The 13,982-nt window shown below is 37.3% G+C and carries 16 protein-coding genes; 10 read left to right on the top strand and 6 right to left on the bottom strand.

Annotation, left to right across the window (positions count from 1 at the left end; translation table 11 throughout):
- Position 1 precedes the first annotated feature (1 nt).
- The 3 genes from AOB46_RS07820 to AOB46_RS07810 form a co-directional block, all read right to left on the bottom strand.
- Positions 2-1,006 carry a glycosyltransferase family 2 protein gene (locus AOB46_RS07820; RefSeq protein ID WP_062698022.1) on the bottom strand — a complete coding sequence of 335 codons (1,005 nt, stop codon included), beginning with the start codon at positions 1,004-1,006 and terminating at the stop codon, positions 2-4.
- Positions 961-2,091 carry a glycosyltransferase gene (locus AOB46_RS07815; protein ID WP_062698020.1) on the bottom strand — a complete coding sequence of 377 codons (1,131 nt, stop codon included), beginning with the start codon at positions 2,089-2,091 and terminating at the stop codon, positions 961-963. The genes AOB46_RS07820 and AOB46_RS07815 overlap by 46 nt, the downstream gene beginning before the upstream one ends.
- Positions 2,092-2,192: 101 nt before the next feature.
- Complete coding sequence (locus AOB46_RS07810; protein ID WP_062698018.1) at positions 2,193-2,762, bottom strand: acyltransferase; 570 nt, start codon at positions 2,760-2,762, stop codon at positions 2,193-2,195.
- A 49-nt stretch (positions 2,763-2,811) separates the two neighbouring features.
- On the opposite strand from AOB46_RS07810, the gene AOB46_RS07805 reads away from it, so the two are divergent.
- From AOB46_RS07805 to AOB46_RS07795, 3 genes are read left to right on the top strand one after another with little or no spacing between them, the layout of a single operon-like run.
- Positions 2,812-3,786, top strand: a complete 975-nt coding sequence (locus AOB46_RS07805) for a 3-oxoacyl-ACP synthase III family protein (protein WP_062698460.1) — start codon at positions 2,812-2,814, stop codon at positions 3,784-3,786.
- 29 nt (positions 3,787-3,815) lie between these two features.
- On the top strand, positions 3,816-4,049 hold the full coding sequence (locus AOB46_RS07800) for a phosphopantetheine-binding protein (protein ID WP_062698016.1): 234 nt from the start codon (positions 3,816-3,818) through the stop codon (positions 4,047-4,049).
- Entirely contained in the window at positions 4,049-4,807 is a 759-nt protein-coding gene (locus AOB46_RS07795) for an SDR family NAD(P)-dependent oxidoreductase (protein ID WP_062698014.1), read from the top strand. The genes AOB46_RS07800 and AOB46_RS07795 overlap by 1 nt, the downstream gene beginning before the upstream one ends.
- Here AOB46_RS07795 and AOB46_RS07790 read toward each other — a convergent pair whose 3' ends face one another.
- Genes AOB46_RS07790 through AOB46_RS07780 form a run of 3 tightly spaced genes read right to left on the bottom strand, consistent with a single transcriptional unit; the run spans position 4,808 to position 7,313 of the window.
- Positions 4,808-5,968, bottom strand: coding sequence for a glycosyltransferase (locus AOB46_RS07790; protein ID WP_062698012.1), 1,161 nt, complete (start codon positions 5,966-5,968; stop codon positions 4,808-4,810).
- Positions 5,947-6,771: a glycosyltransferase family 2 protein gene (locus AOB46_RS07785; protein ID WP_062698010.1), complete on the bottom strand. Its 825-nt coding sequence runs from the start codon at positions 6,769-6,771 to the stop codon at positions 5,947-5,949. The genes AOB46_RS07790 and AOB46_RS07785 overlap by 22 nt, the downstream gene beginning before the upstream one ends.
- Entirely contained in the window at positions 6,768-7,313 is a 546-nt protein-coding gene (locus tag AOB46_RS07780; protein ID WP_062698008.1) for an acyltransferase, read from the bottom strand. Before AOB46_RS07780 ends, AOB46_RS07785 begins: the two co-directional genes overlap by 4 nt.
- Before the next feature lie 105 nt (positions 7,314-7,418).
- Between AOB46_RS07780 and AOB46_RS07775 the strand changes: the two genes are divergently transcribed.
- The 7 genes from AOB46_RS07775 (at position 7,419) to AOB46_RS07745 (ending at position 13,982) form a co-directional block, all read left to right on the top strand.
- Positions 7,419-8,189 carry a class I SAM-dependent methyltransferase gene (locus tag AOB46_RS07775; protein WP_062698006.1) on the top strand — a complete coding sequence of 257 codons (771 nt, stop codon included), beginning with the start codon at positions 7,419-7,421 and terminating at the stop codon, positions 8,187-8,189.
- 64 nt (positions 8,190-8,253) lie between these two features.
- Entirely contained in the window at positions 8,254-9,273 is a 1,020-nt protein-coding gene (locus tag AOB46_RS22890; RefSeq protein ID WP_082377043.1) for an acyltransferase family protein, read from the top strand.
- Between the two features lie 185 nt (positions 9,274-9,458).
- Entirely contained in the window at positions 9,459-11,195 is a 1,737-nt protein-coding gene (locus tag AOB46_RS07765; protein WP_062698004.1) for an HAD-IIIC family phosphatase, read from the top strand.
- Positions 11,196-11,199: 4 nt separating this feature from the next.
- Complete coding sequence (locus AOB46_RS07760; protein ID WP_062698002.1) at positions 11,200-11,436, top strand: acyl carrier protein; 237 nt, start codon at positions 11,200-11,202, stop codon at positions 11,434-11,436.
- A complete protein-coding gene (locus AOB46_RS07755; RefSeq protein WP_062698000.1) occupies positions 11,436-11,834 on the top strand; it encodes a MaoC/PaaZ C-terminal domain-containing protein in 399 nt (132 codons plus the stop codon). The genes AOB46_RS07760 and AOB46_RS07755 overlap by 1 nt, the downstream gene beginning before the upstream one ends.
- A complete protein-coding gene (locus AOB46_RS07750; protein ID WP_062697998.1) occupies positions 11,831-12,544 on the top strand; it encodes an SDR family NAD(P)-dependent oxidoreductase in 714 nt (237 codons plus the stop codon). Before AOB46_RS07755 ends, AOB46_RS07750 begins: the two co-directional genes overlap by 4 nt.
- A 22-nt stretch (positions 12,545-12,566) precedes the next feature.
- Entirely contained in the window at positions 12,567-13,982 is a 1,416-nt protein-coding gene (locus tag AOB46_RS07745) for an MBOAT family O-acyltransferase (RefSeq protein WP_082377042.1), read from the top strand.

Raw genomic sequence — 13,982 nt, 5'->3', positions numbered from 1 at the left:
ATTATGTGTTTAAAAATCTTTTAAGTTTCAGCAATAAACGGAATTGCCTGGTCTTAAGAAGCAAAAATAAAACTTTTCGGTAATAGCCGGTGTATAAAAAATGATCTGTACCTATAGATTTCCTGATTTTATCAAGATAAAGGTCTGATTCTTCCTTTTTTAAATCTCTTCCGATAATTCCCTGATCTATAGAAGATTCAACAAAATCCCAGTCAAACTGGTAAAGATATTTTTTAGCCGCTTTATCTTTCCGTTTCTGAAATGCAATAAAATCCCTTACCGCAGTATGGAGGATGAATAATGAGGCAAAAGAATGCTTTATCCTGCTCAGGGACCCGTCAGTATATTCATAATGGTAAAGAGTTTCATCCAGAATTTTTATGAAATGAACATGTTTGATGTACTCCATAAAAAACATCAGATCTTCGCCGTAGCTGACCTCTTTGTTAAAGCTCAGGTTGTGCTTTACAATAATTTCTCTTTCAAAAAATTTAGCACATGGCCCTCCAAAATAAAGGAGATTGTTTCTGACCAACAGCTCCGTAAAGTCGGTCTGCATCTTATACGTCTTGCATAGCAGATCCCTCGGCTGCCCCCGGATAATATTCTGAATCAGAAGTACAGCGGGCGATTCATATTGTTCTACGAAAATCTGAAGATAATTGTTTTCTATCCAGTCATCAGAATCAATGAAGCAGATGTTTCTTCCTTTTGCATGGGAAATACCTGTATTTCTGGTATCGCTTACTCCGCTGTTCTTAATTTTATCAATTACTTTAACTCTTCTGTCTTTTTCAGCAAAGGAATTCATCATCTCCAGAGAATGATCGGAAGATCCGTCGTTGATTAAAAGGAGTTCAAAATTGGAGAAAGTCTGGTTGAGAACAGAGTTAACACATTTCTGAAGGGAAGCCGCTGAATTATATACAGGAATAATAACAGATATATGGATTCCGTCGTCTAAAGTATCTCTTTCCACTGCTGTATTATTTTTTCCTTTCTCCATTTTTTTGATTCTTCGAAAGAAGATTTCATAAGGTTTGTCAGGAATTCATGATCCTGAATAAGATGTCCAAGTTTTTCCGCAAACATCTTCCTGTCATGCAAAGGAATTAAAAAGCCATTTTTTTCATTGATGATATCTGCCGGTCCGAATTCGCAGTCATAAGAAATGATCGCATTGCTGCAGAACATAGCTTCCACAAGAACAAGCCCGAACGCCTCACTTAAAGACGTGAAGATAAAAATCTTTGATTTTTGAAGCAATTCAGCCACTTCTTCAGAAGATTTTCCTCCAAGAAGAAAGACCTGGTCTTCAAGCCGGTTACTTTTAATATATTGTGATATATTGTCTTTTTCCGGTCCGTTTCCGATAATTTGTAGTTTCCAGCCGGAAGGTTTCGGAGTCTCATGAAATATTTTAACTAGTTCTATGGCATTTTTAGTTTTATCCAGTCTTCCTGCAAAGCTAATGAGGTTTTCTTTTTTTTCGGGAACCGTAAATTCTAATTCTTCATAGAGTCCATCTGAAAGATTGGGAATAAAAAAAGTCTTGTTGAACTGTTGATAATATTGTACAGACGGTTTATTGATAGATACTATAGACTTTAGTTTCCTGTAATTTCTTCTTAATATTTTATCATAAATTAACCCTCCTATACGGAAAGACGAATGTTCCCATGCAATGGTCTTCCTGCTGATTTCCTTTTCAAAAGAAAGCATGGTAGCCAGCTTATACCAGCATGTTACAATGGTTTCATAACGGTGGTGGTTTTCCCTGATCCACTTTCTGAGTACCCTGTAGGAGCCCCAGTCATAGAGATAGGAGTATAAGGTGTAGATCTTGGGAAAAGAGCTGTATTTTTTATTGATATGTGTGGCAAACCTTGAATATGGGTCTGCAAAAGAATTGATATAGTGTTTTTTGATGTTGGGGTGGATTCTGTAAAAATCAGGACGGGGAGCCATAAGAAAAAGAATCTCGATATCGTAATCCTCATCTGCCAGTTCTGAAGTAAGATTAGCAAGAACTTTAGCTACTCCACCAATTTTGATATTCTGATAGTAGACAAATAGTATTTTTTTTTTCATTTGGTTTTTAATTCGTCACAGTGTGACTGTTGCAAAAGTACAAAAAAGAACTTAGCAGAGGATTGGGGGAACTGTAGTCTTTTGAGACCTGCCTCTATAGGCTATTTAATTCTTCTTGCCTTTTTAAATTTATAAGGAAGATTGGCCTTGATATATTCATCCAGCTTTTTCCTGTCTTTTTCCAATTCCCGCGGATATTCAGGGTTGTTCTTTAAAACAATATCCCCGTAATCTTCTATCGTGCAGAGAAATTGTGCCGGATTACCAATAAATACGGTATTGTCTGGCATAGATTGTGATAAAACAGAATTGGCACCCAAAATACAATTGTTTCCTATCTGTACATCCTGCATGATTACACAGTTGAGGCCAATGGTACAATTATTTCCGATTTTTATCCTCCCGAAAATTCTTGCATCTTCATAACCCGGGAGTCTTCTCAGAAGGGTTGTAGTTCCTCCATGATTTACAAATCTTACATTAGCGGCAATATTCACATGATCTCCGATTTCAATAAGATAGGGCTCGGTTCCAAAATAAATTTTGTCCGGCATATTGAAGCTTTTTCCAACCTTCATACCACGAAACTTAGCCACTTCAAGGCTGGCCTTGTTAAGAAATGCATGGTAGGCGGAATGTATTTTTAATACTATTCTGAATATGAGGATCATTATTGTAAATTTGTTTTTTACTTTTGCAAAGAAAAAGAATTTATTTAATATGATAAAAGTTTCCAAAATAGAATATTACTTGCCGGAGCTGGTTCTCACCAACGAAGATTTGGAAAAAGAGTTCCCTGAATGGAGTTCTGAAAGGATTCATGAAAAAGTAGGCATCAGGCAGCGCCACATTTCCTCGGATAATGAAACCGTTTTAGAGCTTGCCGTAAAATCTTCCGAAAAGCTTTTTGAGAGCTATGACAGAAACAAGGTAGACTTTATCCTTTTCTGTACCCAAAGTCCGGATTATTTCCTTCCCACTACAGCATGCCTTCTTCAGGACAGGCTTGGCCTCAGAAAAAATATCGGAGCGATGGATTTCAATCTCGGATGTTCCGGGTTTGTCTATGGAATGGCTTTTGCTAAAGGATTAATAGCTGCAGGAATTGCAGAGCGTATTCTATTGGTCACCGCGGAAACCTATACCAAACATATCAATCCTAAGGATAAGGCTAATCGCAGTATATTCGGAGATGCCTCAGCATCAATCATCATCGAAAAGGATGCTGGTGCCAAAGATTACAAATTCTGCCTGGGTACAGACGGAAGCGGCGCTGAAAATCTTATCGTAAAAAAAGGAGCTTTCAAAGCAGATTTTAAGCTGAATCCTGAAAATGAGTTTGATCCTGAAAATCTCTATATGAACGGCCCGGAGATCTTTAATTTTACCATTGAAAATATTCCGGGACTGGTAAAAGAAACATTGGAAACAAATGGTCTGACGATGGATGATATTGATCATTTTGTTTTTCATCAGGCCAATTCTTTTATGCTGAATTATTTAAGGAAAAAAACAAAAATACCGGCAGAAAAGTTCTATATTAACATGGAAAATACAGGGAATACAGTGTCGGCTACCATTCCGATTGCCCTGAAAGATATGATGGATAAAGGAACGCTGAAAGAAGGAGACAGAGTCCTGATAGCCGGTTTTGGAGTGGGTTATTCATGGGGAGCCACCATCATTGAAATTTAATTATAACATAAGCCATAAATAAAAAATATATGAAGACATCCGTTTTTTTAGAAAAATTACAGGAAGAATTAGAAGAAGATGAAACCCTTACGCTTGATACCAATCTGAAAGAGTTGGAAAGCTATGATTCTATCAGCCTCCTTTCTGTTATTGCATTTGTAGATGAGAATTTTAATAAAAAAATCGATACAAAGCAGTTTAAGGATATTGAAAAAGTATCTGATCTGGTTAATATCATCGGTAAAGAAAACTTTGAGGATTAATGAATCGGTTTTCATTAAAAAATAAAACAATTCTAATTACAGGGGCTTCTTCCGGAATCGGGAGAAGCTGTTCTGTAGAATGCAGCAACGCCGGGGCAGATCTTATACTTATGGCAAGAAATGAAGCAGAGCTGCAGAAAACCATATCTATGCTTTCTCCTGATACCAAGGCTGAAATTATTATTGCCGATATTGCAGAAGGTGAAAACCTGGAAGAGTTAATTGCTGAAAAAATAGCTGTTTTAGGAAAAGTTTCAGGGTTTATCCACTGTGCAGGAATAGAGAAGACACTGCCTCTTAAAAAGCATTCGCCCAAGCTTTATCATGATATTTTTGCAGTCAATGTAATCTCCGGTTTTGAGATCGCCAAAATTCTTTCCCTTAAAAAATATAAAGCCGAAACTTCAGCCTTCGTATTCATTTCTTCAGTTGCGGGAATGGTTGGAGAAATTGGAAAAGCCGCCTATTCTGCCAGCAAAGGAGCCGTGGTTTCCGGGGCCCGTTCCCTGGCAATGGAACTTTCAAGAAGCGGAATAAGAGTAAACAGCATCAGCCCTGCCATGGTAGATACTCCAATTTTGGAAAAGATGTTCGAAAATATCGGAGAAGAAGCGGCTGAGGAGATTCTGAAAAAACATCCGCTGGGAATAGGCAAACCTGAAGATGTGGCCAATGCATGCATCTTCCTGCTTTCAGACGCTGCCAAATGGATTACCGGGACTAATCTGGTAGTAGATGGCGGTTATTCGGCCCAATAATTATTTAATCACAAGATCTTCGATGATTTTTTCTACAGCATCAAAAATTTTCTGATTGTCAAACTGGCTCTCTATGGTTTCGAGGTTGGTTCTGATTCTGGTAATGAGCTCAGGGTCGGTCAGAAAAACTTTCATGGCTTCATATATTTCATTCGTATCATAGTTGATGAGGTATCCGGTTTCACGGTCTTTGATCATGACTCCCACATCTCCTGTATCGGTTGCAATAATGGGCTTCTGAAGAATTAGTGCTTCAGCGATCACCAATGGCCAGGCCTCGGATTCGGAAGGAAGAATAAAGTAATCCGCATTTTTAATGTAGGGATAGGGATTCATTCTGTTACCACTTAAAATAAAAGTATTCTGAACATTATTGGCCTGAATCTGTTCGGTAAGATTTTTCATTTCCTCACCGTTGCCAAGGATGACAATGCTGTGGTGAAATCCTTCATCAATAAGTCTTTTATGGGCATCAATGAGCTTATGATAACCTTTTCTGCTGTGAAGACGGCCTACGGAAACAAAAACAGGGCCTTGAGGAAGGTCTTCAATTTTCTCTTCGGCCTTCTTTTTAATTTCCTCTATAGGAATAGCATTAATAACTACGCTTTCAGCCGGATACGATAGATCAGGATATGACTGATGCATAATATCTTTTATTTTCTGAGAACAGTAGATCATATGATCAAACTGCGGGAAATTTTCAAGAATACCCGGAAGCAGAGGTTTCATGCCCGGGATATTGATTTCCGAGTGAAACCATCCTATCTTTTTTGAGTCTTTATTACTGGAATTGATGACGGATGAAAAAGCAGAATAGGTAGGAGCTATTTCTACATCAAATTTTTTGTGTCCTAAAAGGCGGTCTGTTACTGTATGGTTTTTCTGAGCTTTGGCAAGCTTCAGCCTTCTGCGGATAAGCTGTAGTTTGTGAATCAGAGGGTTGGTAGAGAAGTCTTCTCTTCCGTCTGCAAGATATACTTTTCTTACATGTTGTGGAAATTCATTCCTGAGCTCGCCCTGATTAAGATTCAGACATACCGTAATGTCGAATTTTTCAGGATTGAGATTTTTGATGATGCTGAGAATTACCTTTTCCACTCCACCCATTTCCATGGAACGGTGCCTGAAAAGGACTTTTATTTTTTTATTTTCAGACATGCTAGTTTTCTTACAATTTTTGAAATGAATGTATTTTGTTTCCCGAAAATGAAGGCCGGAATGTTTTCAATATCCTCTATGTTTTTATCATAAATTTTTTGTATGTGCCTTCTTTTAAGGGTGTTATACAGTACAGTGTGCCAGTTTTTATACAGTTTTTCTTTTTTTCCTTTATCCTGGGAAACTCCCTGGGTGTGAATTCTGTAAAGGTACAGCTTTTTGGTAATGAAAAACAGATCTCCTTTTTCATAGAGTTTCAGATATAAATCCTGATCTACAGATGAGCTGATGGTTTCATCTATTTTTTCAGTGGAAAGATAGGGCTCTTTTCTGAACGTGAAAAAATGCGCAATTTCAAACTGTGTGTTCAGGAATTTTTTTTCTCCGTTCCGGATCTTTTTAGAATAGGGAAACGTTTTTGTGATTGAAAGGTTTTCATCACACATATAGAACTGAGAATAAGTGCCAATGATATTGGGAGATGTGTATGCTTTTATGCTTTCCTCCAGGGCATCGGGCGTTAATGCGTCATCAGGATCTACAAAGCCGCAGATGCTGCCCGTTGCAAGTTCTGCACATTTCTTTTTGGTATAGCCCACTCCCTTGTTTACTTCATTTTCATACAGAAAAAAGCGGGAGTCGCCGGCAATTAATGCTCTCAGGGATTCTTTTTCTGACTGTTCAGAGCAGTCATCTACAATAATGACTTCCCAGTCGGAGTAGGTTTGTTTAATGATGCTTTCAAAACAGTCTCTGAAAAAAACAGCATTATTATAGTGAGCAATTAATATCGAAAACTTCATTCTCTTGCCTTAAAAATTAATTCTTGTTCGTTTACTACGGTTGTATTTTCAGGAATATCTCTGTAGATTGTGCAACCGGCCCCAATAATACAGTTGTCACCAATTGTTACGCCTTTCAATACCGTAACATTGCTTCCGAGCCAGCAGTTTTTTCCGATGATGATGGGAGCTGTTGTAAATTCTGAGGTATGTACTTTGAAAACGGGAGACGTTTCATAAGTGTGATTATGATCGTATAGCTTTACATTTTCTCCGAATAGTGTATTTTCACCAATTGAAATACGCTCCAGACAGTTGATTGAACAGAAGTTGTTCATAAAAAAACGGTCTCCTATTTCTAAGGTGGCATCTTTCAGCACAAGCATACAGGTGTAATTTCTAAACTCTACAGACTTTCCGATGCTTACTTTTTTTAAATTCCTGTCAAGAACAAAGCGTCCGCCGGTACCTAGTTTGATATTTTCAAAAAATACGCCGGGGTGCTTTTTCAAGATAGAAAGCTGCTGTTTTCTGTATATTTTTTCGAAAAAATTGTAGAACATAGCTGAGTTTTATTTTTTTTCATTTCACTTGAGTATCACAAATATAATCGGTTTTTAGATAAATGAAAAAAAAATATTTATTTTTGCGGTATTAAAGACAACACAGTGAGCGAAATAACAAGAGTTCTCAAAACATTTATAGGGTATCTTAAAAGACCTGACCTTTATCCGGAGCTTGGCCGGAAAATCATTAAAAATACAGTAAACAGGAGCAATGCATTCAAGGGGAAGGAAAAAACCAATTCCTGGGCTGCTGAAAGGGCTGTTTCTCAAAAAGAAGCTGTTTTAAGGCTATTCGGACTTGATATTGATCCTTTCCGTACCGATTACAGAGAAGCGTTATCGGTGGCAGAACAGAAAGAGAAAGCATGTCCTGTGAAAATGGGCGGTCCCGGAGCTCTGGAACTGATCTATTATGCCTGTGAATTTACCAATGCCAAAAATGTGGTAGAAACTGGCGTAGCTTACGGATGGTCATCACTGGCTTCCCTTTTTTCGCTGGTAAAAAGAGAGGGAACCCTGTATAGTTCAGATATGCCGTATCTGGCGCAGGATGGCGACCAGTACGTAGGATATGTGGTTCCGGAACAGCTTAAAGGCCACTGGAAGCTGTTTCGTTTTGCAGACAGGGAGTCACTTCCGAAAATATTTTCTGAAAATCAGGTTTTTGATGTCCTGCATTATGATTCTGATAAAAGTTATAACGGAAGAATGTGGGCCTATGGCGAACTTTATCAGCATTTGAGAAAAGGAGGTGTTTTCATCAGCGATGATATCGGTGATAACTCTGCCTATCAGGATTTTTGTGAGAAAAATAATATAGAAACCACCGTTGTAGAATATGAAGGGAAGTATATCGGTGTTTTTATCAAATAAATTTCCGGAAGCTATTCGTTAATCTAACTAAAAAATACGAGAGGCTGTTGAACAGTTTTCGTGAATGAAGATAACTCAGATCACTTTTACCCGGTTTCTGGCAGCTATGGCGATTGTCATTTCCCATTTCAATAAAGATATGTTTCTGTATAAGATTGATTATATTTCAAACATCTTTCTGAAAGCCAATGTAGGGGTAAGCTACTTTTTTATCCTGTCCGGATTTATTATGATTATAGCTTATCATAAAAAGGAGAAGATAGAATATGTTAACTATTACAAAAACAGATTTGCCAGGATTTATCCGTTATATGTGCTTGGATTGGTGCTTTATCTGGTAACCCGGTATTCGAAATTTAATATAACTGATAGTTTTCTGTATCTTTTTGGATTACAGAGCTGGATTCCCGGTAAAGCAATGATTCTGAATTTCCCGGGATGGTCTATTTCTGTAGAGTTTTTATTTTATCTGCTCTTTCCTCTGCTGTATAACCACTTTTATTCAAAAAAGAATAAAACCATTTGGGTGGCTGCCGGAGTGATCTGGATTGTCAGTCAGGTGTTTTCTCATCTTTATGAAGCTTCCCCTTCCTATAAAGGACCCCATACCGAAAGCCATGAATTTCTGTATTATTTCCCCCTGATGCATATTAACGAATTTCTTGTAGGAAACCTTGCAGGGATTTTCTTTATCAGGAATTTTAAACAGAAAAATTATGATATTCCGGTCATTCTGATTTTTGCAGCCATACTTCTTGCGATGATCTTTGTACCGCTTTTTTATCATAACGGGTTAATGGCCCTGCTTTTCATCCCTCTTATTATTTTAATATCCGGAAACAATGGCTTTCTGACAAAGCTGTTTTCTTTAAAACCGCTGGAATATCTGGGTGAAGCAAGTTATGCCGTTTATATTACCCATATTCCGGTACTGTATATTCTGAGAGAGGTTCTGAGAACATATTATCTGGACAGCGATACTATATTCCTGATTTATATTCCCGTTCTTATCATGACCTCAATATTGTTTTATCAATTTATTGAAAAACCTTTGAGAGATTATCTGAAAAGGTTGAAAATCTGATAAAAATCTTTATTTTTGTAACAAAACAGACACAATTATGAAAATTAAAAACAATCCCAACCTATATACTTCACATATTTTCAATAAAATCCTGGTACCGGAGGGTATCTGTTTAAAGAATAAAAAAATCAATCCTGTAGAGTTGGACGAAGAAAGGTACATTAAGAATTAATATCATATAACTTATGTACAAAACATTTTCGGAACTTAAAAAAGAACTCCGCAAAGAAAGAAAAGGGCTTAAGAAGATTAAGGTGGCATTGCTGGGCGATACCGCTACTCAGTTTCTGAATATTGCTCTAAAGGGTACAGCTGTAAATGAAGGCTTTGATTTTGATATTTTCGAGGCAGATTTTGGACAGATATCCCGTCAAATTCTGGACCCGACTTCTGAATATTATGATTTTAACGCAGATTACACCATTATTTTTGAGTCTTCTCATAAATTATTAGCACAGTACTATAAATCCTATGATTCTCATTCTGTTTTTGCAGAAAGCAAAATATCTTATATTGAAGAACTTTACCGCACAATCCAAAACAGAACAAAAAGCAGGGTAATATTCTGTAATTTTCCGGTGATTGACAACCAGGTTTTTGGAAACTTTTCCAATAAAGTAGAGTCTTCCTTTGTTTTTCAGCTGAATAAGTTGAATTATCTTCTTTCGGCAGAACTGGCTGTAAAAAATGATAATTTCTTCATTGCTGATTTTCTTTCCATTCAGAATAAGTGGGGCAGAGATTTTATGTTTTCTCCCAGCATTTATGTGAATACAGAGATGGTACTTTCGCTGGATTCCCTTCCTGTTGTTGCCCATCATCTGACCGGCATTATTTCTTCTCTGGAAGGGAGATTTAAAAAATGTCTGATTCTGGATCTGGATAATACAACCTGGGGCGGAATTATTGGAGATGACGGTCTGGAGAAAATTCTGATCGGAAGTCTGGGAATTGGAAAAGCATTCACAGAATTTCAATATTGGGTAAAAGCACTTCAGAAAAGAGGTGTGATTCTGGCAGTCTGCAGTAAGAATGATGAAGACAAAGCAAAAGAACCCTTTGAAAAACATCCGGACATGGTTCTTAAATTGGATGATATCGCTGTTTTCATAGCCAACTGGGACAATAAAGCTGATAATATCAGAAAGATCCAGAGTATATTGAATATAGGATTTGATTCTATGGTATTTCTGGATGATAACCCGTTTGAACGAAATATTGTTCGTGAAAATCTTCCCGAGGTCTGTGTTCCGGAACTGCCGGAAGATCCGGCCGGATATCTGGAATACCTGTACAGCCTGAATCTTTTTGAAACAGCAAGCTTTTCTGAAAATGATGCAGAACGTACAAGGCAGTATCAGGTAGAAGCGCAAAGGACAAACGACCTGGAAAGCTTTACCAATGTAGAGGATTTCCTGAAAAGTATGGATATGATTTCTGACGTTCAGGCATTCAACAGCTTTTCAAAACCAAGGGTATCACAGCTTACCCAGCGATCCAACCAGTTCAACTTAAGAACCGTAAGGTATACAGAACAGGATGTAGAGAATATGATTAGCTCTGATAAACACTATACACTGTCCTTCACTTTAGAAGACAAATATGGAGATAACGGATTGATTTGTGTAGTTGTTCTCGAAAAGAAAACTCCCGAAACGTTGTTCATTGATACCTGGCTGATGAGCTGCCGCGTCCTGAAGAGAGGAATGGAAGATTTTACCCTGAACACCATTGTAGATATTGCGGAAAAAAACGGCTATCAATATGTGGAAGGAGAATATATCCCGACGGCTAAGAATCAAATGGTAAAAGATCATTATGAGAAACTGGGATTTGTACAACAAAACGGAAGATGGGTTCTGGATGTAAGCCGTTATCAGTCTAAAGAAGTCTATATTAACAATAAATACACACATTTATAATATTATGAACAAAGATGAAATTTTAGCTAAGCTCACAGGTATTTTCCATAGCGAACTGGATAATGACGATATTGTCCTTCATTTTGAAACAACAGCCGATGATATTGAAGAATGGGATTCCCTGTCTCATATCCAACTGATTGTAGCTGTTGAGAAAGCATTTGGAGTACGCTTTACTTCTTCAGAGATCCAAAGCTGGAATAATGTAGGAGAAATGATAGACTGTATATTGACAAAATAATGATACTGAAGGAAAATCAGACATTTCAGCATCAGTTCAAAGTGAATGAGCATGTTTACAGAGGTTTTATCTCTGTTTTTGAGGACCGGAACGCCCTGCATACCGATGAAGAATTTGCTAAAAACAAGGGGTTTCGCTCTAAAGTGATGCACGGCAATATTTTGAATGGTTTCCTGTCCTTCTTTATCGGAGAACTGCTTCCTATAGAAGATGTTATGATTCTTTCACAGACTATCAATTTTAAAAAGCCGGTCTATCTTAATGATATTTTACATTTTGAAGCGGTAGTTACTGAGCAGTCAGAGGCTGTACAGGTGAATACCTTTAAGTTTAAATTTGTGAATGATGAGCTTCAGACCGTTGCTTCAGGTAAAATCCAAATCAAAGAACTGTTGTGAAAAAAGTGGTATTAACCGGAGGTTCATCCGGAATAGGAAAAGAGATCAATACCTTTCTTCTTGAGAAAGGATATACAGTACTGTTCACATATTGCCGCTCTGAAGAGGCTGCAAAGGAGATTGAACAGACTTATACCGGGGCAAAGGCTTTTCAGATAGATTTTACTTCAAAAAGCTGCATGCATGATTTTTTTACGGCAATAGATGAATTTGATCCGGATATTCTGATTAATAATTATTACAGCGGAACTTTTATTGATACCTATTTCCATAAAACAGATGCAGAGAAAATTCTTGAAGATTTTAAAAATAATGTGGTTCCCACCCTTCAGGTTACTCAAAAATGCATCCATATTTTCAGGAAGAAAAAGGAGGGAAGAATTATTAATATTCTTTCATCATCATTGGTTTCGCCAGCTGTAGGAACTTCGGTATATAATTCCAATAAGGCTTATCTGCTGCAGATGAGTAAAAGCTGGGCTTTGGAAAATGTGAAATTCGGAATTACATGCAATTCTGTATCACCTTCTTTTATTCCTACAGATTTTCACAGGAATATGGATGAAAGAATGAAGGATATGATCCTGTCAGGTTACCCGCTGAAAGAAAAGTTGGAAGGAGGAGATGTAGCACAGGTGATTGATCTTTGTATCAACGGCGGGAAGCATTTTAACGGGAATCACCTTTTTGTAGATGCTTCTCATTTCTAATGACGGATTTTAAATAATAACAATGCAATTTACCTCTATTACCTTTTTACTTTTCTTTAGTACTGTTTTTGTGCTGTACTGGTCTGTAGGTAAAAAGAATCTCAGACTGCAGAATTGTATGTTGCTTGCGGCAAGTTATGTTTTTTACGGTTTTTGGGACTGGAGGTTTATGATTCTGTTGGCCGGAAGCTCTGCTATAGCCTATTATCTTGGTCCGAAGATTAAAGAAAGTGAAGGACGAAAAAGAAAAATATACCTGAACTTAGGGATTACTCTGGCTTTAGGAACACTTTTTTACTTTAAATATTTCGGATTTTTTATTGATTCTTTTGCAGATTTGTTTGGGATTAAAAATAAACTTACGCTGGAAATTATTCTGCCTCTGGGAATCAGTTTTTATACCTTCAGGATTATTAGCTACTTTCTGGATATTAAAAACAATAAACTGAAACCGGAAAACGATGCACTGGCATTCTTTAATTATATCGCGTTTTTTCCGAGTATGACTTCAGGCCCGATTGATAAAGGAGGTCTGTTGCTGCCACAGCTGAAAAAGGAAAGAATCTTTACCACTGAATCAGGAGCCGATGCGGCGAGACAGATTCTTTTAGGTGCTTTTAAAAAATTGGTTGTAGCCAATACAATTACACCCGTTACACAAGGGATTTTCCAGAATTATGAACATCTTTCCGGAAGTACAATAGCTTTCGGAGCCATTCTTTTCCTGTTTGAACTGTACGCAGATTTTTCCGGGTATTCTGATATGGCTATAGGATTGGCCCGGCTTCTTGGCTTTAAAATCACTAAAAACTTTGCTTTTCCACTTTTTGCCCAGAATATTGCGGAATACTGGAGGAAATGGCATATGTCGCTTACTTCATGGCTTACAGAATATGTATTTACTCCGTTGGTCATTCAGTTCAGAGATTATGGTAAAAAAGGACTGATTGCAGCTATTATTCTGAATTTTGTTCTGATAGGAGCATGGCATGGCCCAAAATTTACTTTTGTTCTGTTCGGTTTACTGCACGGACTGTATTATATTCCTCTCATTGTAAAAGATAAACTGAATAAAAAGAAAAAGTTCTCCGGATCGGTTCCTACAATAAAAGAATTTGGGAATATAGTACTCACAATGCTTTTAGTATGCTTTGCACTGGTACTTTTTGCTTCCCCCGATCTGAAAGCTGCTCTGGGGATGTATGGGAAAATATTCAGCCTCTCCCTATTCTCTGTTCCACAGTTTATAAAAATCAAAATTTTAGGGCTGATTGGAATTCTGGTGATTATCGACTGGATCAATAAAGACCAGGAGCATGGGCTTGATATTAAAAGATTTCATCCTTTAGCCAGAAGAGCGGTCTACATTTCTTTGATTTTTCTGATCATGTATTTCGGAGTATTTGGTAATGGTAATTACATCTATGAACAATTTTAA

It is taken from the genome of Chryseobacterium indologenes, from assembly GCF_001295265.1.
Lineage (GTDB): Bacteria > Bacteroidota > Bacteroidia > Flavobacteriales > Weeksellaceae > Chryseobacterium > Chryseobacterium indologenes_A.
Note: the sequence above shows the minus strand (reverse complement) of the source record. Positions and strands in the feature narration are given on the sequence as shown.

Coding starts and splice junctions, on each gene's coding strand:
- AOB46_RS07820 (WP_062698022.1), bottom strand. CDS start 1,006: ATGGAGAAAGGAAAAAATAATACAGCAGTGGAAAGAGATACTTTAGAC.
- AOB46_RS07815 (WP_062698020.1), bottom strand. CDS start 2,091: ATGAAAAAAAAAATACTATTTGTCTACTATCAGAATATCAAAATTGGT.
- AOB46_RS07810 (WP_062698018.1), bottom strand. CDS start 2,762: ATGATCCTCATATTCAGAATAGTATTAAAAATACATTCCGCCTACCAT.
- AOB46_RS07805 (WP_062698460.1), top strand. CDS start 2,812: ATGATAAAAGTTTCCAAAATAGAATATTACTTGCCGGAGCTGGTTCTC.
- AOB46_RS07800 (WP_062698016.1), top strand. CDS start 3,816: ATGAAGACATCCGTTTTTTTAGAAAAATTACAGGAAGAATTAGAAGAA.
- AOB46_RS07795 (WP_062698014.1), top strand. CDS start 4,049: ATGAATCGGTTTTCATTAAAAAATAAAACAATTCTAATTACAGGGGCT.
- AOB46_RS07790 (WP_062698012.1), bottom strand. CDS start 5,968: ATGTCTGAAAATAAAAAAATAAAAGTCCTTTTCAGGCACCGTTCCATG.
- AOB46_RS07785 (WP_062698010.1), bottom strand. CDS start 6,771: ATGAAGTTTTCGATATTAATTGCTCACTATAATAATGCTGTTTTTTTC.
- AOB46_RS07780 (WP_062698008.1), bottom strand. CDS start 7,313: ATGTTCTACAATTTTTTCGAAAAAATATACAGAAAACAGCAGCTTTCT.
- AOB46_RS22890 (WP_082377043.1), top strand. CDS start 8,254: ATGAAGATAACTCAGATCACTTTTACCCGGTTTCTGGCAGCTATGGCG.
- AOB46_RS07765 (WP_062698004.1), top strand. CDS start 9,459: ATGTACAAAACATTTTCGGAACTTAAAAAAGAACTCCGCAAAGAAAGA.
- AOB46_RS07760 (WP_062698002.1), top strand. CDS start 11,200: ATGAACAAAGATGAAATTTTAGCTAAGCTCACAGGTATTTTCCATAGC.
- AOB46_RS07755 (WP_062698000.1), top strand. CDS start 11,436: ATGATACTGAAGGAAAATCAGACATTTCAGCATCAGTTCAAAGTGAAT.
- AOB46_RS07745 (WP_082377042.1), top strand. CDS start 12,567: ATGCAATTTACCTCTATTACCTTTTTACTTTTCTTTAGTACTGTTTTT.